The 24312-nt window shown below is 69.0% G+C and carries 21 protein-coding genes, 1 tRNA gene and 1 pseudogene; 7 read left to right on the forward strand and 16 right to left on the reverse strand.

Features of this window, described 5'->3' with window-relative positions:
• Positions 1-28: 28 nt before the first annotated feature.
• The 7 genes from ACH442_RS02785 to ACH442_RS02815 all read right to left on the reverse strand — a co-directional run bounded on the left by ACH442_RS02785 (position 29) and on the right by ACH442_RS02815 (position 6477).
• Positions 29-253: a hypothetical protein gene (locus tag ACH442_RS02785; protein WP_396120818.1), complete on the reverse strand. Its 225-nt coding sequence runs from the start codon at positions 251-253 to the stop codon at positions 29-31.
• Between the two features lie 268 nt (positions 254-521).
• Positions 522-1802, reverse strand: a complete 1281-nt coding sequence (locus ACH442_RS02790) for a glycoside hydrolase family 18 protein (RefSeq protein WP_396120819.1) — start codon at positions 1800-1802, stop codon at positions 522-524.
• A gap of 80 nt (positions 1803-1882) precedes the next feature.
• Positions 1883-3004, reverse strand: coding sequence for a bifunctional RNase H/acid phosphatase (locus tag ACH442_RS02795; protein WP_396120820.1), 1122 nt, complete (start codon positions 3002-3004; stop codon positions 1883-1885).
• Complete coding sequence (locus ACH442_RS02800) at positions 3001-3735, reverse strand: zinc ribbon domain-containing protein (RefSeq protein WP_396120821.1); 735 nt, start codon at positions 3733-3735, stop codon at positions 3001-3003. Before ACH442_RS02800 ends, ACH442_RS02795 begins: the two co-directional genes overlap by 4 nt.
• Positions 3732-4598: a Nif3-like dinuclear metal center hexameric protein gene (locus ACH442_RS02805; RefSeq protein ID WP_396120822.1), complete on the reverse strand. Its 867-nt coding sequence runs from the start codon at positions 4596-4598 to the stop codon at positions 3732-3734. Before ACH442_RS02805 ends, ACH442_RS02800 begins: the two co-directional genes overlap by 4 nt.
• Positions 4599-4617: 19 nt before the next feature.
• A complete protein-coding gene (locus ACH442_RS02810; protein ID WP_396120823.1) occupies positions 4618-5202 on the reverse strand; it encodes a flavoprotein in 585 nt (194 codons plus the stop codon).
• 48 nt (positions 5203-5250) lie between these two features.
• Positions 5251-6477, reverse strand: a complete 1227-nt coding sequence (locus ACH442_RS02815; protein WP_396120824.1) for a helix-turn-helix domain-containing protein — start codon at positions 6475-6477, stop codon at positions 5251-5253.
• A gap of 222 nt (positions 6478-6699) precedes the next feature.
• On the opposite strand from ACH442_RS02815, the gene ACH442_RS02820 reads away from it, so the two are divergent.
• Positions 6700-7353 carry a bifunctional DNA primase/polymerase gene (locus ACH442_RS02820; protein WP_396120825.1) on the forward strand — a complete coding sequence of 218 codons (654 nt, stop codon included), beginning with the start codon at positions 6700-6702 and terminating at the stop codon, positions 7351-7353.
• Positions 7354-7502: 149 nt separating this feature from the next.
• On the opposite strand, the gene ACH442_RS02825 is transcribed toward ACH442_RS02820, so the two are convergent.
• The gene (locus ACH442_RS02825) at positions 7503-8342 is read right to left on the reverse strand and encodes a hypothetical protein (protein WP_396120826.1); all 840 of its coding nucleotides are present in this window, start codon (positions 8340-8342) and stop codon (positions 7503-7505) included.
• Positions 8343-8531: 189 nt separating this feature from the next.
• Between ACH442_RS02825 and ACH442_RS02830 the strand changes: the two genes are divergently transcribed.
• The 3 genes from ACH442_RS02830 (at position 8532) to ACH442_RS02840 (ending at position 11273) form a co-directional block, all read left to right on the forward strand.
• On the forward strand, positions 8532-9071 hold the full coding sequence (locus ACH442_RS02830; protein WP_396120827.1) for a DUF402 domain-containing protein: 540 nt from the start codon (positions 8532-8534) through the stop codon (positions 9069-9071).
• A gap of 31 nt (positions 9072-9102) precedes the next feature.
• Positions 9103-9594 carry a hypothetical protein gene (locus tag ACH442_RS02835; RefSeq protein WP_396120828.1) on the forward strand — a complete coding sequence of 164 codons (492 nt, stop codon included), beginning with the start codon at positions 9103-9105 and terminating at the stop codon, positions 9592-9594.
• Positions 9595-10340: 746 nt separating this feature from the next.
• Entirely contained in the window at positions 10341-11273 is a 933-nt protein-coding gene (locus tag ACH442_RS02840) for an IS630 family transposase (protein WP_396120829.1), read from the forward strand.
• Here ACH442_RS02840 and ACH442_RS02845 read toward each other — a convergent pair.
• The 7 genes and pseudogenes from ACH442_RS02845 to ACH442_RS02875 all read right to left on the reverse strand — a co-directional run bounded on the left by ACH442_RS02845 (position 11268) and on the right by ACH442_RS02875 (position 18038).
• Complete coding sequence (locus ACH442_RS02845) at positions 11268-11798, reverse strand: hypothetical protein (RefSeq protein ID WP_396120830.1); 531 nt, start codon at positions 11796-11798, stop codon at positions 11268-11270. The two genes, ACH442_RS02840 and ACH442_RS02845, sit on opposite strands and share 6 nt — an antisense overlap.
• Positions 11791-13242, reverse strand: coding sequence for a hypothetical protein (locus ACH442_RS02850; protein WP_396120831.1), 1452 nt, complete (start codon positions 13240-13242; stop codon positions 11791-11793). Before ACH442_RS02850 ends, ACH442_RS02845 begins: the two co-directional genes overlap by 8 nt.
• A gap of 37 nt (positions 13243-13279) precedes the next feature.
• Positions 13280-13438: pseudogene (locus tag ACH442_RS02855) on the reverse strand (tyrosine-type recombinase/integrase); the annotation flags it as partial.
• 814 nt (positions 13439-14252) lie between these two features.
• Positions 14253-14327 (reverse strand) — tRNA-Val (locus ACH442_RS02860).
• Between the two features lie 359 nt (positions 14328-14686).
• On the reverse strand, positions 14687-15145 hold the full coding sequence (locus ACH442_RS02865) for a peroxiredoxin (protein ID WP_396120832.1): 459 nt from the start codon (positions 15143-15145) through the stop codon (positions 14687-14689).
• Between the two features lie 128 nt (positions 15146-15273).
• A complete protein-coding gene (locus tag ACH442_RS02870; RefSeq protein ID WP_396120833.1) occupies positions 15274-15705 on the reverse strand; it encodes a DUF3052 domain-containing protein in 432 nt (143 codons plus the stop codon).
• A gap of 110 nt (positions 15706-15815) precedes the next feature.
• Complete coding sequence (locus ACH442_RS02875; RefSeq protein WP_396120834.1) at positions 15816-18038, reverse strand: transketolase C-terminal domain-containing protein; 2223 nt, start codon at positions 18036-18038, stop codon at positions 15816-15818.
• Positions 18039-18235: 197 nt separating this feature from the next.
• Between ACH442_RS02875 and ACH442_RS02880 the strand changes: the two genes are divergently transcribed.
• The 3 genes from ACH442_RS02880 (at position 18236) to ACH442_RS02890 (ending at position 23717) form a co-directional block, all read left to right on the forward strand.
• Positions 18236-18640: a YjbQ family protein gene (locus ACH442_RS02880; RefSeq protein ID WP_396120835.1), complete on the forward strand. Its 405-nt coding sequence runs from the start codon at positions 18236-18238 to the stop codon at positions 18638-18640.
• Between the two features lie 156 nt (positions 18641-18796).
• Positions 18797-21532: a pyruvate dehydrogenase (acetyl-transferring), homodimeric type gene (aceE, locus tag ACH442_RS02885; RefSeq protein WP_396120836.1), complete on the forward strand. Its 2736-nt coding sequence runs from the start codon at positions 18797-18799 to the stop codon at positions 21530-21532.
• 70 nt (positions 21533-21602) lie between these two features.
• Complete coding sequence (locus tag ACH442_RS02890) at positions 21603-23717, forward strand: methyl-accepting chemotaxis protein (protein ID WP_396120837.1); 2115 nt, start codon at positions 21603-21605, stop codon at positions 23715-23717.
• Here ACH442_RS02890 and ACH442_RS02895 read toward each other — a convergent pair.
• Entirely contained in the window at positions 23714-24247 is a 534-nt protein-coding gene (locus ACH442_RS02895) for a dihydrofolate reductase family protein (protein ID WP_396120838.1), read from the reverse strand. The two genes, ACH442_RS02890 and ACH442_RS02895, sit on opposite strands and share 4 nt — an antisense overlap.
• Between the last annotated feature and the right edge of the window lie 65 nt (positions 24248-24312).

The raw sequence follows: 24312 nt of genomic DNA on the forward strand, positions 1-24312 counted from the left end.
CCGCTGCGGGCCCATCAACAGGACGTCATCACAGGACGGCACCGCGAGGTGCGACCTCGATCGCGGCGACACCCCGGCCGTAGAGGACGACGAGCCGATCGCCGTGCCGGGCCCGGAGAACCCCGGAATCCTGCGCCAACGTCGCGATCACGTGCTCCACCAACTGGTCCTCGCCGGAGATGTCGGCGTGGTCGTACGAGATGTCCATCCGATCGCCGCCGACAAGCCGGACGCGTAGAACCGTAGTGGCCATGTCACCAAACTAGGCCCGGACGGGCCGGGATGCCACGCGCAGGGTCGCAGGCGGATCGGGTGGCGGGGAATCCGGGGGCGGCTTCGTCGTCACGGACGGTCGCCGCGAGCGAGCGGGACTCCCGGAGAACGCCCGAGCTCCGGCGCGGAGGCCGAGCCGGCCCGTACGCCGGGCGGCACCACCGCGATGACCCCGGCTCGGGCCGTTTCCCCATGACCACGAGCATACGACGTGCCCGGCCCACATCGGGGCCGGGCACGGGGAGCGGTCAGTGGAGGCCGGCGGCGATGCTCTTGGTGAGGGTGGCGTTCTCGTCGTCGCCGTCGAGGGACCACATCATGGCGCCGCCGAGACCGCGGCTCCGGATGTAGAGGGTTTTCTGCAGGAGGACGGCCGGGTCGTCGTACGTCCAGAAGGTGTTGCCGTTGAAGAGCCAGGCGTGACCGTTCCGCAGGTCCCGGTGCACGGTGTAGCCCCGCGCCGGAAGGGTTTTGAGGGTTTTCCAGTCCTCGGTGCCGGCCGCGAACACGCCGGGGGCGGGGCCGGTGGCGGGCTGGAAGAGGCCGTTGCCGGTGCCGGTGACGCCGGTCCAGCCCTGGCCGTAGTACGGGACGCCGAGCACCAGTTCGCGGCGCGGGGCACCGCCGGCGAGCCAGGCGTTGACCGTGTTCTCGACCGAGAAGTCGGGGTTGTCGGGGGCGCCGGCCGGGACGCGGATCGCGGACTGCTGGTTGGTCCGGGCCTCCCAGGTGCCGTGGTAGTCGTAGCCCTGGAGGGTGCCGAAGTCGAGGTACTTGAAGATCTTGTTCGCCTCGAAGCCTGCGGCGATCTTGGCCGGGGCGGCGGGAAGGAACGCGGTCAGGTCGTAGTGGCGGCGGGTGCTGCGGCCGAGTTCGTCGAGCCGGGCGCGGAACTCGGCGGCGAGGAGGGTGAAGTTCTGTTTGTCCTCGGGGCGGATCACGTTGCCGGTGTTGCCGTCCGAGCCGGGCCATTCCCAGTCCAGGTCGACGCCGTCGAAGATGCCGGCGGCGACGCCCGCGGTGAGGCCGGGCAGATTGCCCTTGATCCACAGGTCCAGGCAGGACGTGACGAGTTTCTTGCGGGAGGCGTCGGTCAGGGCCGCGTCGGAGAAGTATGCCGAGCCGCTCCAGCCGCCGAGCGAGATCAGCACCCGCAGCTTCGGGTTCTTCTTCTTGAGTTCGGCGAGCTGGTTGAGGTTGCCGGAGATCGGCTGACCGGCGACGTCCCCGACGCCGTCGACGCTGCCGGCGTCGGAGAACGGGGTCTGCCAGTCGGCCCACGGGTCGGCGGAGGCGCAGACGCCGTCCGCGGTGACCGGGCCGAACGCGTAGTTGAGGTGGGTGAGCCGGGCGGCGGCGCCGGACTTCTGGACCTTCGCCAGCTGGAAGTCGCGGCCGTAGATGCCCCACTGCGTGAAGTACCCGACTTTGACGTATTTTTCAGCAGCGGAGGCGGGAGCGGGCGCGGCGGCCACGAGAACCGCCGCAGCCGCTCCAGCGGCGACCAGACTGCGGGTGAAACCCTTCATGAGCCCCCCAAGGCGAAACGGTTAAGAACGTTTCCTGATCGAGGAAACTAAACGTCTCGCACCAAGGGGGTCAATATCTCTTATCGAAGATGGGCCGTCTCGTTCACGGATCGGACGGCGATGTTGCCATCAGGCCAGATGTCCATGGTGGAAACGCCCGCCGCGTCCAGAAAGAGCCGATGCAGGAACGCATCACCGGCCGCGAGCGCATCACGGAGGATCAGCTTGATCGGCGAGACGTGCGAGACGACCACGACGACCTGACCCGGGTACGCCGAGAGGATCTTCGCCATCGCCCCGCGCACCCGCTTGGCGACCGCCTGGAACGACTCCCCCTGCGGCGGCGCCACACTCGTCGACTCCAGCCACGCCGCCATCTCGCGCGGCCAGCCCTCCTGCACCTCGGCGAAGGTCTTGCCCTCCCAGAGCCCGAAGTCGCACTCGATCAGGTCGTCCATGATCGTCACGGGCACGCCACCGACCTCGGCGGCGATCAGCTCGGCGGTCCGCACGCAGCGGCCCAGCGGCGAGGCCAGCACGGCGCCGACGTCCCGGGACAGGCCGGCCACGCGACCGGCCGCCGCCATCGCCTGGGCCTCCCCCTCGTCGGTGAGCGGCACATCGCCCCGGCCCGAGTAACGGCCCTGCGCGGTCATCGCCGTCGCGCCGTGCCGGACCAGGACCAGCCGGGTCGCGTTCTCCAGCGACGGGGGCGCCCACGAACGGGGCTTAGGCACCGACGCCTCCGGCACCGAGGTCTCCGGCAGCGGCGCGTCCTTCGGGATCTTGCCGGCGGCCTCGTCCATGGCCCGGTTGGCCAGGGCGTCGGCAGCGGTGTTGCGCTCGCGCGGGATCCAGTCGAAGGTGACCGCCTGGAACTTGGCGACCAGCCCGGCCGCCTCGGCGGCGAGCGGGCGCAGACCCGGGTTCTTGATCTGCCAGCGACCGGACATCTGCTCGATGACCAGCTTGGAGTCCATCCGGACGTCGACCCGGGTGGCGTTCAGTTCGGCGGCCGCGCGCAGGCCGGCGATCAACCCCGAGTACTCCGCGACGTTGTTCGTGGTCGTGCCCAGCGCGGCGTAGCGCTCCAGCAGGACCTCGCCGTGGGTGTCCAGGACGACCGCGCCGTAACCGGCCGGGCCGGGATTGCCCCGCGAGCCGCCGTCCGCCTCGACGACGACCCGCAGGTCACCGCTCATAGACCCGACTCCGACGTACGGACCATGATCCGGCGGCACTCCTCACAGCGCACCACCTCGTCGGCCGGGGCGGACTTCACCCGGTTCAGGTCGGCACCGTACAGCTCGATCCGGCACGCGCCGCAGCGACCGGCGTAGACCAGCGCGGCACCCATGCCGGTGTCGGTGCGGATCTTGTCGTACAGGGTGACCAGGTCGGCCGGCAGGTCGGCGGCGAGCGGGCCGCGCGACTGCGACTTGAACTCCTGCTCCTTGCCCAGCTCGGCGGAGGTCTCGTCACGCCGGCGCTCGGCGTCGGCGCGCCGCTCGACCGCCGCACTGATCCGGCTCTGCACGTCGGCCAGCGCCGCGGACGCGGTCTCCCGCTGCTCCATCAGCTCCAGCTCGGCGTCCTCCAGCTCGGACTGCCGCCGGTTCAGCGTGGCCAGCTCGTGCTGCAGGCCCTCGACCTGCTTCAGCGAACCGCCCGCGTCCAGCTGCTGCTGATCCTTAGCCTTGCGCTGACGCACCTGGTCGATGTCCTTCTCGAACCGGGAGATGTCCCGGTCCAGGTCGTCGACCGCGACCTGGGCGCGCACCCGCTCGTCCTCCAGCGCGGAGATCTCCCGGGACGCCGCCTCGATCTCGGCGAGCTCGGGCAGATTCTTCCGGCGGTGCGCGAGCTGGGCCAGCGCGGTGTCGACGGCCTGCAGGTCGAGCAAGCGGCGCTGGGCTTCCGGGGCGGCCTTCACGAGTGGGTCTCCTTCTGCGCGTACGCCGTTGAGGGCGCGGATGCGAAATGTTCGGTCCAGGGATCCGTGTCCAGGTCGGACACCACCACATCGACGGGGAAGCGCTCACGCAGCCAGGCCGCCACATCGTCCAGCCAGGGGCGCTCGGTGGCCCAGTGCGCGGCGTCGAGCAGCGCCGGGCCGCCGTTAGCGAGGTGCTCACCGGCGGGGTGGTGTCGCAGGTCAGCGCAAAGATACGCGTCGACTCCGGCGCGAGCGGCGTCGGCCAGGAACGCATCGCCGGCACCGCCGCAGACCGCCACCGTACGGACAAATCGGTCTTGATCTCCCGCGGAGCGGACCCCGGCGGAGGTGGCGGGCAGGCGCTCGGCGGCGAGGGCGGTCAGCTCGCGGAGGGTGAGCGGCTCGGCCAGCTCACCGACGCGGCCCGCGCCACGGCCCTCACCGGCGGCGGCACCCTCGGCCGGCGCCAGCGGGCGCAACCCGGTCAGGCCGAGCCGCGCGGCGAGCGCGTCGGAGACCCCGGGATTCGCGACGTCCGCGTTGGTGTGCGCGGTGTAGAGGGCGACCTCGCCACGGATCAGCTGATGCACGATGCGCCCCTTGAACGTGTCCGGGGCGAGTGAGGACACCGGCTTGAGCAGCAGCGGGTGGTGGGCGACGATCAGGTCGGCGCCGACGGCGAGAGCCTGATCGGCGGTTTCCGGAACGCAGTCCACGACGCAGAGGACGCGGGAGACGGCGTGCTCGAACTCACCGAGCACCAGGCCGACCCGGTCCCAGGACTCCGCCCAGCTGTGCGGGTAACGCGCGTCGAGCGCGTCGACCACCTGACGAACGGTAGGTACAGCGGCAGGGTCCACGAGCGGAAACTCTATACGGCTAGGAAACCGCCCCAGGCTCGACTCGGCTCGCGGCCGCGATCGGGGTGCTCACCGCCTGCAGCGCGCGACGCCACGGGAACTGCGGGCGGAAGCGGTCGGTCTGGCCCGGAGCGCCCAACCGGCACACGTCCTCGCCGTAGAGGACGTGAACACCCCAGTCACGCAGCTTGGCCAGGCTCTCGTGCAGCGACGGGTGCAGGGCCATCACCTTGTTCGTGTACGGCACGACGGCGGTGGGCACGCCGTACCCGTAGCCCTCGACGAGCAGGCCGAGGACCAGCGTGTCGGTGATCCCGGCGGCCCACTTGTTGACCGTGTTGACGGTGGCCGGCGCGACGATCATCGCGTCGGCCGGCGGCAGCACGTCCGGGTCGCCGGGACTCTTGTAATCGGTGCGGACGAGATGTCCGGTCTGGGCTTGAAGGGCCGCCACGTCGACGAACTTGCGGCCGTCCGGGGTGGTGATCACGCAGACCTCCCAGCCGTCCCGCTGAGCGAGGTCGACCAGGATTCCGACGTCCCGGGCCATCGGTGAACCGCACACGAGGATGTACAGCACACCGGGTGAGGGGTTACCCGTCATCACGCGCGGACCCCCCACCCGCCGCCCGAAGACGGAATAAAACCCCTCTCATACGCCGACTCCCATCTGTTCGGCCAGCTCCGCGATCGGAGCCGGCGGCGTGCCCCGCGTCCGGCGCAGCACGTCGGAAAGGACTTCGTGGGCGAGCGGGCGGCAGCGGATCTCCGAGGGGGCGAGACGGTCGCCCTCCAACAGCATCTCGCCGGCCTTCTCCACGTCGCCGATCTGTGTGTAGCCGCGGGCGATGTCCAGGTAGTGGTGCGCGCGCCGCTCCGGCAGCAGGGCGTGGAACCCCGCCTTCTCCATGCGGTCGTGAACCTCCACCGCCGTACGGCCGTCGCCAAGCTCGACCGCGGTGGCACAGCGATGCAGCTGCACGTTGGTCGGACCGAACGAGGTCCAGTAGTGGTTGAAGTCGCCGCCCAGCTCCATGGCCGCCTGCTCGGCGCCACTGAGCAGGTCGCGGACGGTGGCGCTGTCCCCGATCCGGGAGGCGGACATCGCGCCGTTGAGCAGCAGCATCCCGTACACGGAAAGCTGTTCCGCCTCGGGCCGGTTCGGCCCGGGCGCCAGGCGGTTGGCGATGTTGACGTTGACCTCGAGCGACGGGCGGACCCGGCCGAGAGCCAGCAGCGCGCTGCCCACGCGGTAACTGGCCAGCCCGGCGAGAAGCTGGTCGCCGGCCCGCTGGGAGACCGCGATCGATCGGTCCGCGGCGAGCCAGGAGAGCTCGTGCTCGCCGACCTTCCGCAGCGCCGACGAGGCGATCTGGTAGACCTGCCCGAGCAGGTGCGCGGCCTTCGCCGCCTGGTCACTGTTGGCATGCGCGCTGTCCGCGGCCTGCGCGTCGCGCAGCAGCTTGGGCAGTGCCCGGGCCAGCGCGCCGTACTTCGCGTGCTGGTACGTCAGCCAGGCGTGGCTGACCGCTTTGTGCATCTCCGCCAGCGGCGGCGATTGTGGCACCGCCTGGAAGAACGCACTCATCTGGTCATATCGCTCCAGAGCCGCACGAATCTCCTCGACCTCCACCTGGTCGATGCAGTTCTGCGTCTCCGGCTTGCGCTCCACCTCCTTGCCCAGCAGCAGCTGGACATCGACCTGGAGCACGTCGGCGATGTCGTACACAACGGAGAACTTGTCGAGTCGGCGGACCCCGCGCTCCACCTTGTCGACCCAGCTCTTGCTCTTGCCCAGCCGGTCTGCGAAGACCTGCTGGGACATCTTGCGCCTGCCCCGCCAGTAGGCGACGCGGCGGCCGATCGGCAGCTCGTCCACGGTGCCTCCCCCACTCACCCGGCGGCCGTTCCGCCGGTGAGCCACTCGGTGACCTGCAGTGTGAACCGCTCACGTGCGCACAGATCGCACAGCGTGTGTGATCGCCTGCTCACCGATGCTCGTAGTTTTTCTTGCAAGTTGCAAAGGGTGGATCTGACCGGCCCAACGACGTTCGTCTCGCTGGGATACGGCCGGGCCTCTCGAATCCGGGGGAGTTGGGCTATGCAGTGGAGCAGCCGTCAGCCGTTCGTCCCACCGTCGTTCGTCGATCGACTCGATCGGATCCGCCTGCGCCGGGCCGCGCAGGCTTACGCCGCACACGGCTGGGCGGTGGCGCCCGGTGCCTACCTGACCGGCGCACGGTTCGACTGCGGGCGCCCCGGCTGCCCGATCACCGGGTGCCACCCGGCCGTCGACTCCCTCGCCGAGTCGGCCACCACCGATCCGGCCCGGCTGGCCGGGTGGTGGCGGCATCGACCGCACAACGTGTTGCTCACCACCGGCGACGCCTTCGACGTGCTGGAGGTGCCGGCCGTGCTGGGCCGCCCTGCCGCGGACCGGGACGCGGGCCTGGCCGGGCCGGTCGCGGTGACCGCGGCCGGACGCTGGATGTTCCTGGTCCGGCCCGGCTGCCCGCTCCGGGCCGAACTCGACCTGCGCCTGGACGTCGTGCACCACGCGCAGGGGTCGTGGATCCCGGCGCCACCGAGCCGGATGGTCGAAGGACCGGTCCGCTGGGTGATCACGCCGGGACAGGCGAACTGGACCCTGCCCGACCCGGAACAGGTGCAGGAGACGCTCACGCGCTCGGCGAGCCGGGCGGCCCGGCCCGCGGTCGTGCCCCGTCAGCTCTCCACCATGCGCCGCGCTGCCTGAATCGGACACACCCACGCCGCCGGCCGCCTGATGGTTGCCGGCGGCAGGTTGCCGGGCGTGGGCACGGGAACACATGTCATCCGACAAGGTAGCCCCGTCCCCCGCGTGGGGCGAGTCACCTGAACGGATGATGCTGATGAAGGAAAAAATCAGAGACCGAGCTCCCGGTACGCGGTGATCACCGCTTGGGTCCGGTCGGCCAGTTCCGGTCCGCTGTCCGCGATCGGGGCGCCCCCGACCCGGGCCAGCGCCCGCTCGGCGTGCCGCGCGGTCGCCGCGACCTGCTGCTCCCGGATGAAACCCTCCCCGGCCCGGGCCGCGGTGTCGATCGCCCGCAGGATCCGGTTCGCCGCCGCGCCGGTCTCCCGCCACAGCTCGTCCGCACGATCCCACTGCGTGTCCGCGGCCAGCCGCGCCGGACTGTCGGCCGGGATGTCGGCGTCGTGCGTCGACTCCAGGCCGGCCCGCACCCGCCGCAACTCCTGACGCCGGGCCAGCAACGTGGCCAGCTCGTCCAGGGACCGGGTCAGCGAACGGTCGGCGAGCAGCGGATCGACCATGCCACCCAGCGCCGGCCAGGTCCGCCGCACCCGGTGGGAATCCGCGAGCGCCCGCGCGAACGCGTCCCGCTCCGGCTCGGTCCACAACACCCGGGACTCCGCGTCACGGGGGACGGCGAGAACGGCGGGCTGGGCCGCACGGGCCTGCCGGCGCCACGTCCAGGCGAGCAGGCCGGCACTCACGGCCGCCGGGAACCACCAGGTCAGGCCAGTGGCGGCGAGGAACGCGGAGGCGAGGAGAAGCCCGAGGGCGAGACGGCTGACGGAGGCCACGCGCACCTCGCGACCACGTCCGGAGGGCGGCCGGGGGACGGCTTCGATCATTGATCCCGTACGGCGGTGGCGGGCGCGGCCGGTCCGGGTACGCACCGGCCGGTCGGCGACGACGACCTTCTCCGCGTCCACGCCGATGTAGAGATCCGTGCTCACGCGACTCCCCGTCGTACCTGATCCGCCGGGGCGGGCCCGAACCGCCGAGGGGACACCGGCCGGACCCGCCCACCGCGGGGGTTGGCCCCGCGAGCAACAGTTGAATCGGTGAACGGCCGGGCCGGTTGAGTCACGGCCGGTTGCGTCGTCGTTGCGTCCCGGTCGCGGGATTGCGCTAGCGTCGCGAGCGTGGACGTGGTCGACCTGGTTCTCCTCAAGTACGACGGCCGGCCGCACCGCCGGGTCACCGGGCAGCTCCTCGGGGAGGACGAGTTCGGCACCTGGATCGGCACCCCGCGCGGCACGATGGTGCGTTACAGCTACGGCCTGCGGCGGGTCTCCTGGACGAAGTCGGACTCGGTCCGGCTGGTGCCACGGGACGCCTGGTGGATGGCGATGTTCTCGGCCGCGCCCAGCCGGTCGGAGATCTACTGTGACGTGATCACTCCGGTGCGGCGTACCGGGGAAACCGAGCTGACCGTGGTCGACCTGGACATCGACGTGATCCGGATGCGCGCCGGCGGCGGGGTGGTGATCGACGACGAGGACGAGTTCGCCGAGCACCGGATCCTGTTCGGATATCCGGACGACGTGGTGGCCGCGGCCACCGGCGCCGCCGCCGAACTGCACGCGGCGCTGACCGGCGACACCGAGCCGTTCGCCGGGAAATACCGCGAGTGGCTGGGCCGGGTCACCGGGCCGGGCCGGCGGGAGCCCCGGCATCGCTGAAACTGTCAGAGGGTGGTCCTACCGTCGCCGCATGACCGACACAGCACTCCGGGACTCCCCGATCACCCTCGACCGCCGCCTCCGGATCGGCGGCACGGATTATCAGGTCACCGTCTTCCCCACCGAGGATCAGCGGCTCGACCTGTGCATCGTGAGCAGCGACGACGACGGCCAGGTGGTGAGCGAGATCAGCGGCAGTCTCGCCCCGGGCGACCTGGCCGGCCTCACCGAGGTGCTCACCTCCACCCTGGCCGGCCTGATCGCGATGACCGGCACCCCCGCTCCCGGCACCGTGCCGCCGCCCGACCGGCGTGACCGCGCGCCCAACCGTGGCGCCCGCTGGGGCGCCACCGACGACGAGCGGCTCCGGGAGCGCTATCGGGCCGGCGCCGGGCAGGCCGAGCTGGCCGCCGAGCTCGGCCGCACCGCCGGTGGCATCCGGGCCCGGCTGGAGCATCTGGGCGAGATCCCACCCGGTGTCCCGTGGCGACCGGCCCGGGCCGATCCGCCGGTCGGCGCGTGACCGGCGGCGGTGGGCCGGTCCGGCATCGGCCCACCGCCCCGGCCCTCTCCCGGTCCGGCCGCCCGCCGAGCCCGGCAAGCTCTCGCTGCCGCCCTCGGTCTCCACCCCACTGGCCGCACTGACCACCGACGACCAGACCTGTCTGGACTCGGCGCGGGAGGAAAATGACCACGGCCGAGGCGAGGCCATCACCGGGATCGAGAACGTGGTGCAGCTGACCACCGAGCGCGACCGGCTGGGCTTCAGGGGTGCATCAAGTCCCGGGAAGCACCTCTGAGGACCAGGAGAAGACCGCGGCCGGGTGCCCGTCGAACACAAGGCCGGACTGAGGCTCGACGGCGGGCGCACGCAGCGCAGCAACCGACCGTGATGCGAGATGCGACGCTCGGCCCCAGGGCACAAGCACCGCAACGCAGCAACCGACCGTGATGCGGAATTCCACGCTCGGCCCCAGGGCGCAAGCACCGCAACGCAGCAACCGACCGTGATGCGGGGCTTCCGGGGGCTCGGCCCCCGGAGCCAGCATGACAACCGCCCTAGGTCCGCGCACCCCGCGGACAGGGGGTGCCCAAGGTGGTGGGCGCGGTAGGTTTCGAACCTGCGACCCCCGCTTGTAAGGTCTGCGACCCACGATCCGGGCTCGTCCTAGTGCCTCGTCTTTGAACGTTGGCCGTGTAATCCGCCGGTTCTGAGACCGTTTCGGGCAGGCTGTTCCTCTCGCGTTGTGGTGTGGGAGGTGATGCCGGGTGGGCCGACGCCCGGAAGTGTTCGTGCGGGCGCTGTCGATGGCTGAAGATCAGCGGCTGAAGAAGATCACGCGGACCGCGAAGAACCCGGTCAAGCTGCGCCGCGCGATCGTCGTTCTGATGTCCGGCCAGGGTCAGCCGGTGCCGGATATCGCGTACCTGCTCAAGGCCACCGAGGACTACGTCCGCGACGTGATCCACGCGTTCAACGAGTGGGGGTTCGACGCGCTGGACCCAAAATGGAGAGGGGGCACACCGAACAAGATCAGTGAGCCGGTCCGCGACTGGATCTGCGTGATCGCCCGGTGTGACCCCCGATTCCTGGGCCGGCCTTTCTCCGGCTGGTCGCTGTCGAAGCTGCGTGACTACCTGATCACCACCGGCCACCTGGAGACGGTCAGCGTCGAGACCGTCCGGCGGATCCTGCACGAACGCGGCGTCACCTGGCAGACGTCGAAGACCTGGAAAGCCAGCAACGACCCGGACTTCACATCGAAGATGCGAGCGGTCCGCGACCTCTACGACCATCCACCCGCCGGCGGCCGGGTCGTCTGCGTCGATGAGTTCCGGCCGCTGAACTTGCAGCCCCGGCCGGGCAAAGCCTGGAAACCGCAGGGCAAGCCAGTCCGGCTGCGGGCGACTTACCACCGTGACCACGGCGTCCGGCACATGATCGCCAGCCTCGACCTGACCACCGGGAAACTCCACTACCGGATCCGGGACCGGAAACGCTCGGCCGAGTTCCTCGACTTCCTCAAAAGCCTGCGACGCCGCTGGCCAGGCCAGCGGTTGCATCTGATCCTGGACAACTTCTCCCCGCACAAACACCCGACGGTTCGAGCCTGGTGCCAGAGCAACGACGTCGAGCTGGTCTTCCTACCGACCTACAGCTCGTGGCTGAACTGGATCGAAGCTGAGTTCGCGCGGTTATAACAGTTGCGTCACTACCTGCCGGCCAATATCAATTGCATGATTACCCGTGTGTTCGCCTAGGCGAAAACTTGTTCCTTTGACTCTTACGTCCAGCTGTGACTCGAGCATCTGGCAGAGATTGAGGAAATCGACATATTTTTGTGTTTGGCGAGGAGTGAAGGTGTCACCGTTGTGCGCAATCGCATTACGAAGCTCAATCAGTGCCGACAATCGAGCATTTACATCTTCACTAAGGGTCCTCGAAAAACCTCTGGATAGCCATTGCAATCGACTATGCCACGATGCCTTCATTTCTGACCTCTGATCCCTGATCATGGCACGCTCAAGAGGGGAGTCGGTCTGATTCTCGCGCGCTCGCAGCAGGTCATCGAGAAGATCAGTACAAGCTGTTTCCAGCGTAGTGCTGACACTCGCAACAATCCATTCCTCCGAAACCTGGCTTTGGCGGAGCGAACGGCGGATAGTCAGCAGGCGCCGCATAGCATCTTCTTGCCGCACCGAGAATCGGGTAAGCGGATCAACCATGCGACTTAGCCCATTCCACTGCAGCCTCATTTAGCGGCTGTCGATTCCGGATTGCGGCAGCCACTTGATTGAGATTATCCCTGCTGCGGCCTTTGGCCTTCTTGGCAGCCAGGGCGGCGGTCGCACTTACGCCTGCGATTGTGAGACGACTGGAACGCAGGTGTAAAGACTGCAGTTGAGCGGCTGTCAGAGAGTGAAACTTCGCCATGTACCAAGCTGATTGCGCTCGAACCAACTCAGCGCTGTCAGTCAAGCCAGCCTCCGCCAGCAAGCGAACACCAGGCAGGTCGTCGAACCTCTTCAGGTCCGCGAGACGAGAGGCCACCTCCAGCAGCCACAGAATATTCCACGATGTACGCGGCACCTGATTTAGAAGCATATCTATCGCCTCCTTCACCAGGTCGTCATCTTCTGCCGATGCATCCGCAAAGCGGATGATCGCCCCGACTACATATTCTAGGTGAGGTGGGTAGGCGAACACAAGATCGGTCAAAAGCTTAGGCGTGACCCTGTCAGACGTCTTCAGGAGGCGGATATCCCGGGCCGACGGAGGGTCAATGATCCTATTCTTTTTACGCGCCGCCTGCCATTCTTTATGCCAGTCGAGAAGAGCTTCGACAGGCTCATCCTCCTCTTCCTCATCTGCATATTCCAGCTCACCATCGGGCTCTGGCGAGCTGCTCGATCGAGTTCTTGCTTTGGGACCGACGGCCACGATCCGGGTTTTGTTGGCAGATAAGATAAGTCCGACAGCCCTTACCTCTTTGTCCAAAAGCGCCAGAACGGCCAGCGCCTCAGCCCACGTCGGCACTACGATCTTGTAGTCATCTGCAGTGCGCACCCAACGGAGGTTGGCGCGGTCGAGAGCCCTATCGACGATACTGAGATAAAGGTCGGCCAAGTAGTCGCTAGCCTCAAGCATCTGCGGAATACCGCGGCCCAGCGTAGCAAGTTCTTGTAGCACTTCCGCAAGGCTCGCTACCAATTCGTAGTCGTCAGATCGAAGGAAAAGTTCATCGACCAAAATTTGCGGAACAATGTATTCATAACATGCAGCAATGTCCGACATGACTACATATCCAGGGCTCGACTCGTCCGTCCCGAATTCTCGAAACTCTTCCCTTACGCTTTCCTGTCGAGATGATGGCTCCAGAGCGGGCTGCCCAAGGGTTACAAGCCCGGCATAGGCAATCCTCGTCGCCAGATCCATATAGACGACTGGCCTGTCTCCACTGAATCCGCGCGGCATAGGCAAGATTTCGAACTGTGGCGAATAGCCACGCTGAAGGTTGGCAACCACATGCTTAAGAATGGCGGCTGGGTTCCCGATTATGCATTCGTCCGACACCAAATTTGGCAAATGCTCTAATTTGATTGCTGCAGGGTTGGCCGCCAGCGCCAGCGAAACGCCTCGGTCCAGCAATTCTGGCGTCCACCGGATCATAGCTCTCCCAAAAGAGGTAGGACTTCAATACGTCCGGTCAGCTTACAAGAATCGGGTCGGCGTGGCGGGCGGTGATCTGAACGTCGCGGAGGATGACCCCGGTGCCGAGCATGCTGGTGACGAAGGTGTGTCGCAGCATGTGCGGGTGCATCTTCGGGATCCGCAGGTCCCAGCTTCGGCCAAGTGCCTGAGTCGCCGTGTTGGCGCGTGCCGGTCCACTCGGCTGCCACGGGCGTTGCGCAGGAACGGGCCGTCGTCACGCTCGCTGATGGCGCGGTCGATCACTCGGCCACCGCTGGAGGCAGCGGGATGAAAACGACCTTGCCGCCTTCGGGAGCAGGCTCAGAGGAGGTCGACATATCGACCATGTTGACAATCCTTCGCAACGCACGGCCGGCCTTGATCAATTCGACAGCGATTGCGCTGGCGGACCTTGTAATCGCGTAGGTCGCTGAAGGTACCAGGCTGGCCGTGTTGGGTACGGGGCTCCAGCGCAGATTCAGGTATCGGCACCCCACGGACGACGCGTTAACTGGTTGCCCGCGGGCCGGCCCTGAACCGCGGCAATGTGCCTTGCCAAGTGCCGCAGGATGCCGCCTACGGTCCTTAGAATCAGCGTATCGACTTCTCGCACTCGTACGCGAACTTTCTCATACCCAGAACTCCCGGCGTTTTGACGTTTCCAGCAGAGGCTTGCGCACCGTTGCCGTCAGGATCTGAGCAGGTTGCGCGCGCCAGTAGCTTCGATCAGTTCGCGCTGATCTCCAACGGGTGATCGCTAAGATCAGCGTGTACCCAAACGCGCTGTGCCGAAGATTGCGCACTCCGTAAGGCGACAGCCTTGTCGTGTGCAACCCGGCTACCAATGTCCCGATCAGTGTTCAGCCACGGGCCGGTCCGGCCTGTTGTCTTCGCCTTCGTCCTGCCTGCTTGGGCGGGACAACTGAGACCAAAAGTGAGACCGGAGCGGACCGTCGATCCGACGGGGTCCGCTCCGATGCTGGTCCAGGTGGTGGGCGCGGTAGGTTTCGAACCTACGACCCCCCGCTTGTAAGGCGGGTGCTCTCCCACTGAGCTACGCGCCCGGCTGCGGCTAAGCGCCGGAGTGGTCATCCTACCCTGCCGCGGATCAGGGCCCGAGTGCGCCGCAGATCACAGCCCGGGCCGAGCCTGGATGGTGATGCCGGCGGCCCGGAAGGTGCCGGCGGCGACCGCCGGGCAAGGGACGACCGCAGGCGTGGCAGGGGTGAGAGCCGCTGCGAGCGGGGCGGGGAGAGCCGCTGCAAGCGGGGCGGGGAGAGCCGCTGCAAGCGGGGCGGGGAGAGCCGCTGCAAGCGGGGCGGGGAGAGCCGCTGCGGCGGGGGCAGGGAGAGCAACCGCGGGCGTGGCTGGGGTGAGAACCGCCGCGGGCGCGGCGAGAGCGTCCGCCGGGTGGGGCAGCGGGTCAGAGGGTGGTGAGGGCGGCTCGCCAGGCGGACTGGTTACGGGTTTCGCCCGGGCCGGTCATCTCGGCGAAGCGGATCACCCCGTCGGAGGAGATCAGGAACGTGCCCCGGTTCGCGAAGCCGGTCTCCTCGTTGAGGACACCGTAGGCGCGCGCCACCGCCCCGTGTGGCCAGAAGTCGGCGAGCAGGGGGAAGTCGAAGCCTTCCTGCTCGGCCCAGACCTTGTGGCTGTAGATCGAGTCGACGCTGACGGTCAGCACCTGCACCCGGTCGTTGACGTAGTCGGCCAGGTGCTCCTGGATCTCGGTCAGCTCGCCGTGGCAGCGGCGGCTGAACGCGAGCGGGTAGAAGACCAGCAGGACTGCTTTGCGCCCGTGCAGGTCGCTCAGACGTACGTCCTGATTGTTCTGGTCCTTGAGCAGGAAATCCGGCGCCGGCGCGCCCACCTCGATCGGCACGACCCCAGACTAGCCATGCCGCCACCTGCGCTGCGCTGCGGCGTCGGCATGGCTTTCGAGCCTGAAATCGCTCGTGCCGAAGGGCCGGCGTCCTCCGGGGACGCCGACCTGGCGGGGATGGCGGCGAGCTACTTCTTCTTGGCGCCCCGAGGGGAGACGAGCCGAGCCCCGGTCCAGTCCTTGCCGGCATTCACCGTCGAGGTCTGCTGCAGGCCGGCGGTCGGCGCCGACTCGCTGATCTCGCTCGGCTCGACGTGTCCGTCGCGGCCGGCTTTCGGGGTCAGCAACCACACCACGCCGTTGTCGGCGAGGGGTCCAAGTGCGTCGGTGAGCAGCTCGAACAGGTCACCATCGCCGTCGCGGTACCACAACAGCACCGCATCGACGACCTCGTCGGTGTCCTCGTCCACCAAATCACCGACGCGTTCGGTCAGGGCGTCACGGAGCTCCTCGTCGACATCGTCGTCGTAGCCCATCTCCATGACCACCATGTTCGGCTCGAAGCCGAACCGGTCCGCCAGGCTGCGTACGCCGTCGGCCTGACCCGCGGTCGCGCTCACTGTCCAAATCCTCCTAGCCGTGAAAAGCCTCGAATTTTGCACCGGAACTGTGGGGGTAGTCCACACACTCCGGGCTCCCGGCGCAAGTGGCGCACCGAGTGTGTGGCAATTTACCGCGCCAGCAGGGCCTGGGCACCCTCTGTGATGGCATCCTCTCCCACCAGCACATGCTGAGCGGCCGGTCCCAGTGGAACGGGTGCGTCGGCGGCGGCGACCCGGCGGGCCGAGCCGACGAACGCGCCGTCGACGAGCGCCGCCAGCACGCCCTCGCCGACGCCGCCGGAGCGACGGGTCTCGTCGACGATCAGCACGCGGCCGGTCTCCAGGGACTCGCGCACCAGGTCAGCGACGGGTAACGGGTTGAGCCAGCGTAGATCGACCACCCGGGTGCCATACCCGTCGGCAGCCAGCCGCGCCGCCACTCGCAGGGACATCCGCACCCCGCCACCGTACGTGACGATCGTCAGGTCCTGCGCCGTGCCCAGGGTGTAGGTGCGTGCGCGGCCGATCGGGGCGTGCTCGTCGGCCCATCGTTCGGGTGCCGGGTAGGGCGCCAGCCACCCGTTGTCGCCTTGCTGATAGAGGTCCCTCGTCTGATACAGCGCGGCCGGTTCGAGGAAGACGCTGACGGTCCCGTCCGTCTCGGCGGCGGCCAGGCAGGTGCGCAGCATCGGCGCGGCGTCCTCGGCCCGGGCCGGCGCGGCGACGACGATCCCGGGGACGTCGCGGAGCACGGCGAGGGAGTTGTCGTTGGCGAGCGGGCCACCGATCCCGTACGGGTCGGCGAGCGCCGGGATGCGCAGCACCATCGGGTTCAGGTAGGCGCCGGAGGACAGGAACGACATGGTCGCCGCCTGCACCCGCACCTGATCCTCGCCGTTGTGCAGATCGGCCAGGCCGGCCAGTTCGGGGACCGGGAGCAGACCGGCCAGCCCGGCACCGAGTGCGAGCCCGATCACACCGGTGGCGTCGGGCAGGGTGTCGAAGACCCGGTCGCCGCCGCGCTCCCGCAGCCCCGCGGTGACGCCGTGCCGCCCGCCGCGGGTGGTGCCGGGCCCGAAGACGCGCAGCTGGGGACGGTCGGCGAGGGCGTCGGTGAGCCCGGCGTTGATGATCTGGGCCAGGGTCATCGGCCCGGCCTGCTCGGGCAGCCGCCCGCCGAAGATCTGGGCGCGCCCGGCCGCGCCCGGCCCGGTGGCGCGCTTCGCGGCGTCGGCGACGGCGTGCGCGATCCGCAGCGGGCGGCGCGGGGCCAGGGAGGCGACGATCTCGCCGACGGTGGCCAGTTTCGCCTCGCCGAGCACCTCCTCGGCGGCCTTGCGGACCTGCCAGCCGATCTCGTCGTACCGGTTGATCAACTGTTCGGGCTCGATCAGGCCGGCCTCGATCAGCAGCCGGGCGGTGCTCACCAGCGGGTCCCGGCTCAGGTCGGGTTCCGGGTCGCCGGGTTCGCCGAGCAGGCGCACCGTGCCGAGGTGCAGCACCGCGGGGCGGCGTTCGCGGCGTACGAACTCCGCCGCCTCGGCCGCGGCCTCGAAGGTGACGGCGAGATCACACCCGTCGGCGTACGTGTACCGCACGCCCGGCCGGCCGCGCAGCACCGCCGCCACCCAGCCGTCGGGGGCGGGACCGCCGGGCGCGTCGTCCTCGCAGATCAGCAGCAGCGGGATCCGCTCACCGGCCCGGTCGTGCCAGCCCGCGGCGTGCAGGGCCGCGATCGCCCCGGGCTGGTCGACGCCCTCGTCGCCGAAGCTCGCCGCGACGATCGCGTCGGCGGGGCGGTCCGGGCCGGGTGCGCGGCTCAGCCCGTACGCCAATCCGACAGCTCTCGGCAGATGACCCGCCGGCGTCGAGATCACCGGGACCAGATGCAGTTCGCGGTTGCCGAAGACCTTGTCGCGCCCGCCGCTGATCGGGTCGCGGACCGAGGCCACCACACCGCGCAGGATGTCGCGGGCGGCGTCCTCCAGCCGCTGGGTCCGGCTCTCGCGGGACCGGATGGCGGAGAGCGCGGCGCGCATGCAGTAGAACGCCGCGGCCCGGTCGTGGAGCAGGGCAGGGTCGTCGCCGCGCAGGGCCGCGGCCACGGCGGCGTTGCCCTCGTGGCCGGCCGAGGCGACGGTGTGGAAACCCTCGTTGAAGCTGCGCAGCCAGCGCGCGGCGAGGTCGAGGTGGCGGCTGGTGAGCTGGGCGTCGAAGAGTTCCAGGGCACGGGTGCCGGTCAGCGTGACGCCGTCGCGGACCGGGTCGCCCGGGGCACGCCGGTGCTCCGGGGGTCGCAGGGCCGAAACCGCGTCGCGGAACCGCTCGTCGAGGCTTTGCGGGGTGGTCACGAAATCAGCATTGCGGACCGCGGCGTGCGCTGCCACCCGCCGGAAACCCGATCACACATGTCGATCTTCCGGCGCGCCGGCCGTACCGGTGATGGAATGTCTTGATGATCATGTCCCGGCCGGCGCTCCGGGCAGCGTGGCCGACGATCACCGCGGCGCTTTTCCTGGCGCTCGATCGCTACGCATAGGCTCGCCGGATGCGTACCGAAGTGATCACCGTACGAACCGGGAACTCGCCCGTCGTCGTCGACATCACCCGTGAGGCGGAGCGGTTCGTGGCCGCCGAGAAGGACGGCCTGCTGCACGTCTTCGTGCCGCACGCGACGGCCGGGCTGGCGATCATCGAGACCGGCGCGGGCTCCGACGACGACCTGCTGACCGCGATCGACGACCTGCTGCCGGCCGAGGACAAATGGCAGCACCGGCACGGTTCCCGCGGGCACGGGCGGGATCACGTGCTGCCGGCCTGGATCCCGCCGTACGCGAGCCTGCCGGTGATCGGCGGGCGGATCGCGCTGGGCACCTGGCAGTCGATCTGTCTGGTCGATCCGAACGGCGACAACCCGGTGCGCCAAGTGCGGTTCTCGTTCCTCGCCGGGTGAGATCTTAGAAGTTACTGCTCAGTACATGTGTCGCGTATCGCTGCGCCGACCGTTAGGCGTGACGATGCCCACCGTTAAGGGGCAGGATGGAGACCTCCGGGCGATACGCCACCTTGATCGCACCGGTTCCGACAACTCACACCAAGAGGATTGCCTGTGGCCACGGAGCGCAAGCGCCCGGTGATCAGCGATGGCCTGCCGAGCCAGCTTGTGGACATCGACCCTTCGGAAACGAACGAATGGATCGAGTCCCTCGACGGAGTCATCGACGAGCGGGGCGCCAAACGAGCCCGGTACGTGATGTTGCGCCTGTTGGAGCGCGCTCGCGAACGACAGGTGGGCGTTCCGCCACTGACGTCCACCGACTACATCAACACGATCACGCCCGAGCAGGAGCCCTGGTTCCCCGGTGACGAGTTCGTGGAGCGGCGCATCCGGGCCTACGTCCGGTGGAACGCCGCCATGCTGGTGCACCGCGCGCAGCGACCCGAGATCGGCGTCGGAGGCCACATCTCGTCGTACGCGTCCAGCGCCAGCCTGTACGAGGTGGGCATGAACCACTTCTTCCGGGGCAAGGACCACCCGGGTGGCGGCGACCAGATCTTCTTCCAGGGCCATGCCTCCCCCGGCATGTACGCCCGGGCGTATCTCGAGGGCCGGCTCACCACCGACCAGCTCGACGGCTTCCGTCAGGAGCTGTCCCACGCGCCGAACAGCCTCCCGTCGTACCCGCACCCCCGGCTGATGCCGAACTTCTGGGAGTTCCCGACCGTCAGCATGGGCCTCGGCCCGATGAACGCGATCTACCAGGCGCGGTACAACCGCTACCTGCACAACCGCGGCATCAAGGACACCAGCCAGCAGCACGTCTGGGCGTTCCTCGGCGACGGCGAGATGGACGAGGTCGAGTCGCTCGGTGCGATCGGCGTCGCGGCCCGCGAGGAGCTGGACAACCTGACCTTCGTGGTCAACTGCAACCTGCAGCGGCTCGACGGCCCGGTGCGCGGCAACGGCAAGGTCATCCAGGAGCTGGAGTCGTTCTTCCGCGGCGCCGGGTGGAATGTGATCAAGGTCGTCTGGGGCCGCGAGTGGGACTCCCTGCTCGCCGCTGACACCGACGGCGCGCTGGTCAACCTGATGAACGCGACGCCCGACGGTGACTACCAGACCTACAAGGGCGAGTCCGGGGCGTACGTGCGGGAGCACTTCTTCGGCCGGGACCCGCGCACCCGCAAGCTGGTCGAGAACATGACCGACGACGAGGTGTGGAACCTCAAGCGCGGTGGCCACGACTACCGGAAGCTGTACGCGGCGTACAAGGCCGCCACCGAGCACACCGGTCAGCCGACGGTGATCCTCGCCAAGACCATCAAGGGCTGGACGCTGGGCTCGCACTTCGAGGCCCGCAACGCCACGCACCAGATGAAGAAGCTCACGCTGGCCGACCTGAAGAGCTTCCGGGACCGGCTCTACCTCGACATCAGCGACAAGCAGCTCGAGGAGAACCCGTACCTCCCGCCGTACTTCCACCCCGGTGAGAAGTCCGACGAGTACCAGTACATGCAGGAGCGCCGGCGTGACCTCGGCGGGTACGTACCGTCCCGGCGGACCAAGGCGAAGTCCCTCGCCATCCCGGACTCGTCTGCTTTCAGCGGCGTCAAGGCCGGCAGCGGCAAGCAGAAGGTCGCCACCACGATGGCCTTCGTCCGGCTGCTCAAGGACCTGATGAAGGACAAGGAGTTCGGCGCCCGGTGGGTCCCGATCATCCCGGACGAGGCCCGCACGTTCGGCATGGACTCGCTCTTCCCGACCAAGAAGATCTACTCGCCGCACGGCCAGACCTACACCTCCGTGGACCGGGAGCTGTTCCTGTCCTACAAGGAGGCGACCAACGGTCAGATCCTGCACGAGGGCATCAACGAGGCCGGCTCGACCGCGAGCTTCATCGCCGCCGGTACGTCGTACGCGACGCACGACGAGCCGATGATCCCGCTGTACATCTTCTACTCGATGTTCGGCTTCCAGCGCACCGCCGACGAGCTGTGGGCCGCGGCCGACCAGATGACCCGGGGCTTCCTGCTCGGGGCCACCGCCGGGCGTACCACGCTCAACGGTGAGGGCCTGCAGCACGAGGACGGGCACTCGCTGCTGATCGCGGCGACGAACCCGGCCGTCGTGGCGTACGACCCGGCGTTCGCCTACGAGATCGCGCACATCATGGAGAACGGCCTCCACCGGATGTACGGGGAGAAGCAGGAGAACATCTTCTACTACCTCACCATCTACAACGAGCCGGCGATCCAGCCCGCCGAGCCCGCCGGTGTGGACGTGGAAGGCCTGCTCAAGGGCATCTACCGGTACTCCGAGGGCACCGGCAACGGCCCGAAGGCGCAGCTGCTGGCGTCCGGCACCGGCATGCGCTGGGCGCTGAAGGCGCAGGAGCTGCTCGCCCAGGACTGGGGGGTCAGCGCCGACGTCTGGTCGGTCACCTCGTGGGGCGAGCTGCGCCGCGACGCGATCGAGGCGGAGGAGCACAACCTGCTCCACCCGAGCGACCAGCCGCGCAAGCCGTTCATCCAGCAGAAGCTGGAAGGCGCCGAGGGCCCGTCGGTGGCGGTCAGCGACTGGATGCGGGCGGTGCCCGACCTGATCGCCCGCTGGGTCCCGAACGGGTACACCTCGCTCGGCACCGACGGCTTCGGCATGAGCGACACCCGGCACGCGCTGCGCCGCCACTTCCACGTGGACGGCGAGTCGGTGGCCGTCGCCACGCTGCGCGAGCTCGCGCTGCGCGGCAAGATCCCGGCGCACGTGCCCGGTGAGGCCGCGAAGAAGTACGCGATCGACGACGTCAACGCGGCCCCGGTCGGGGAGACCGGCGGCGACAGCTAGTTCGTCTGACCTTCGGGGGCCCGTCGCGAAAACGCGACGGGCCTTCGTCTTGTCCGGAAGACTATGGTTTGTGCGGCTACGTATCAGTCACCAACTGATGATCCTCGGCCTCGGCAGTGTCCTGGTCACCGCGCTGGTGCTCGTCCTGGTCGGCGCCTGGCAGAGTGGCCGGTTCGCCGACAGCACCGAGAACGCCGTCAATCAGTCGAACCAGACCGAGCTGGACCGGGCCATCACCGACATCAGCACGCTGGTGTCGTCGGTCGGCAACGAGGTGCAGCGCGAGGTCGACTCCGGCATGCACAGCGCGGACGGGCTGCTCGCCCAGCACGGCGGGATGAAGCTGGACTCCCGGACCGCCGCCTGGAACGCGACGAACCAGGTCGACCAGTCGAAGCGCAAGGTGACCCTGCCCCGGGTGACGGTCGACGGCGCCTGGCTCGGGCAGAACGCCGACTTCAAGAAGGTCACCCCGTTCGTCGACGACACCGCGGACCTGGTCGGCGGCGCGGTCACGTTCTTCCAGCGGATGAACGACGCCGGTGACCTGCTGCGGGTGGCGACCACGGTGAAGGCGGCGACCGGGGCACGGGCGATCGGCACGTACATCCCGGCGACCGGGGCGGACGGGAAACCGAACCCGGTGGCGGCGGCGATCAGCTCCGGCCAGGGGTACCGCGGGGTGGCGCTGGTGGTGGGCACGCCGTACATCTCCGCCTACGACCCGATCAAGAACAGCGCCGGCAAGGTGATCGGCGCCCTCTACGTCGGCCTGCCGCAGAGCGCGGCGCTGACCAACCTGACCACGGCCATCGCCGCCTCGAAGATCCGCGAGAACGGCTGGGTCACCGTCTACAGCACCTCCTCGACCGACCGGGGCCGGGTGGTGGCGTCCAGCCTGAAGGACGCGACCGGTGACCTGACCGCGACCGACGCGAACGGCACCACGTACGTCCAGGAGATCGTCACCCGGGCGCCGCAGCTCGCCGACGGCGGGACGTGGCGGACCACCTACCGGCTGCCGGGCGCGTCCGGGGCGGCGGCCGGGAGCACCACGACGACGGTGGCGTACTACAAGCCGTACCAGTGGGCGATCGCGGTCGGCGGGTACGACGCCGACGCCGCCGAGGCGATCGCCGTGGTCCAGGGCGGCCGGAAGACCATGCTGACCGCGTTCGTCATCGCCGCGGTGCTCCTGGCGCTGCTCGGCGCGGCCGCCGCGTACTTCCAGGCGTCCAGGATCGCCGGCCGCCTGGCCGGGCTGACCGGCGCGCTGAAGCGGCTCGCCGCCCGCGACCTGACGGTGACCGTGACCGACCGCGGCCGGGACGAGATCGGGCAGGCTTCCGAGGCGCTGAACACCGCCGCCGCCGAGCTGCGCGCGGTGATGGCCGACGTGGCGTCGGCCTCGGCCCAGGTCGCCGGCACGGCCGAGCGGGTGGCCGGTGCGGGCGCCGAGCTCTCCTCGGCCGCCGAGACCGCCGCGACCCGGGCCGGGCAGGTGACCGGTTCGGCGTCGACGGTGTCGCACGTGGTGCAGACGGTCGCGGCCGGTGCCGAGCAGATGGGCGCGTCGATCACCGAGATCTCGCACAACGCCCAGGAGGCCGCGCAGGCCGGCCGGGACGGGGTGGGCCTGACCTCGGCGGCGGCCGGGGTGGTGGCCGAGCTGCGGGAGTCCACCACGAAGATCACCGACGTGGTCCGGCTGATCGCCACGATCGCCGAGCAGACGAACCTGCTCGCACTGAACGCGACGATCGAGGCGGCCCGGGCCGGCGAGACCGGCAAGGGCTTCGCCGTGGTCGCGAACGAGGTGAAGGAACTGGCGCAGGAGACCGCCCGGGCGACCGAGGACGTCACCGCCCGGGTCGCCGCGATCGAGAGCGACACGGCCCGCGCGGTCAGCTCGATCGACGCCATCTCGGCTCGGATCGCGCAGGTCAACGACTATCAGACGGCGATCGCGGCGGCGGTCGAGGAGCAGGCCGCCACGACCGCGGAAATGGCCCGCAACATCTCCGAGGCGGCCGGCGGGAGCCGCGAGATCGCGGACGGGATCAGCTCGGTCAGCGGCGCGGTGGACGGCACCCGGCAGTCGGTGGCCGCGGCGCACCAGGCCGCGGACGAGCTGAACGCGACCGCACAGCGCCTGACCGGCCTGGTCGGGCGCTTCACCGTCTAGGCCGGCACGTAGGTGACGACCTGCACGCCGGTCGAGGTCTGCCACGACTTCTTCAGGCTGAGGGCGATCTTGGTGCCGTCGTCCCAGAGCCTGCGCCCCTCGCCCTGGACCACCGGGTAGATCATGATCCGGTACTCGTCGATCAGGTTGTGCCTGGTCAGATAGTTCACCAGCGTCGCGCTGCCGTTGATCAGCAGGGTGCCCGGCTCGGTCCGGAGTCGGGCCACCTCGTCGGCGACCTCGCCGGTCAGGAACGTCGCGTTCCACTCCGGGGTCTCCAGGGTGGTGGTGGCCACGTGCTTCGGCATCGTGTTCATCTTCACGCCGAAGTCACCGGTCGCCGCCTCCATCTGCGGCCAGGCCGCCTTGAAACCCTCATACGTCCGCCGGCCCAGCAGCAACGCGTCGGCCTCGGCGAGGTTCTCCGCCTGCCAGCCGCTCAGCTCCTCGTTGAAGTAGGGGCTGCTCCAGGCCGGCTCCTCGAACACACCGTCGAGCGTGACGTACTCCACCGCGACAACCTTGCCCATGGCTCTCAGCTCCTTATTTAACGACCACGTTAATTAACTGATCGGTAAAGTACGCCGTTCCCGAC

It is taken from the genome of Actinoplanes sp. NPDC020271 (assembly GCF_044388125.1).
In the GTDB taxonomy this organism is placed as follows: domain Bacteria; phylum Actinomycetota; class Actinomycetes; order Mycobacteriales; family Micromonosporaceae; genus Actinoplanes.

Excerpts from the sequence above, each read along its gene's own strand:
- ACH442_RS02785 (WP_396120818.1), bottom strand. The coding sequence starts at position 253 with ATGGCCACTACGGTTCTACGCGTCCGGCTTGTCGGCGGCGATCGGATG.
- ACH442_RS02790 (WP_396120819.1), bottom strand. The coding sequence starts at position 1,802 with ATGAAGGGTTTCACCCGCAGTCTGGTCGCCGCTGGAGCGGCTGCGGCG.
- ACH442_RS02795 (WP_396120820.1), bottom strand. The coding sequence starts at position 3,004 with ATGAGCGGTGACCTGCGGGTCGTCGTCGAGGCGGACGGCGGCTCGCGG.
- ACH442_RS02810 (WP_396120823.1), bottom strand. The coding sequence starts at position 5,202 with ATGACGGGTAACCCCTCACCCGGTGTGCTGTACATCCTCGTGTGCGGT.
- ACH442_RS02820 (WP_396120825.1), top strand. The coding sequence starts at position 6,700 with ATGCAGTGGAGCAGCCGTCAGCCGTTCGTCCCACCGTCGTTCGTCGAT.
- ACH442_RS02835 (WP_396120828.1), top strand. The coding sequence starts at position 9,103 with ATGACCGACACAGCACTCCGGGACTCCCCGATCACCCTCGACCGCCGC.
- ACH442_RS02845 (WP_396120830.1), bottom strand. The coding sequence starts at position 11,798 with ATGGTTGATCCGCTTACCCGATTCTCGGTGCGGCAAGAAGATGCTATG.
- ACH442_RS02850 (WP_396120831.1), bottom strand. The coding sequence starts at position 13,242 with ATGATCCGGTGGACGCCAGAATTGCTGGACCGAGGCGTTTCGCTGGCG.
- ACH442_RS02880 (WP_396120835.1), top strand. The coding sequence starts at position 18,236 with ATGCGTACCGAAGTGATCACCGTACGAACCGGGAACTCGCCCGTCGTC.
- ACH442_RS02895 (WP_396120838.1), bottom strand. The coding sequence starts at position 24,247 with ATGGGCAAGGTTGTCGCGGTGGAGTACGTCACGCTCGACGGTGTGTTC.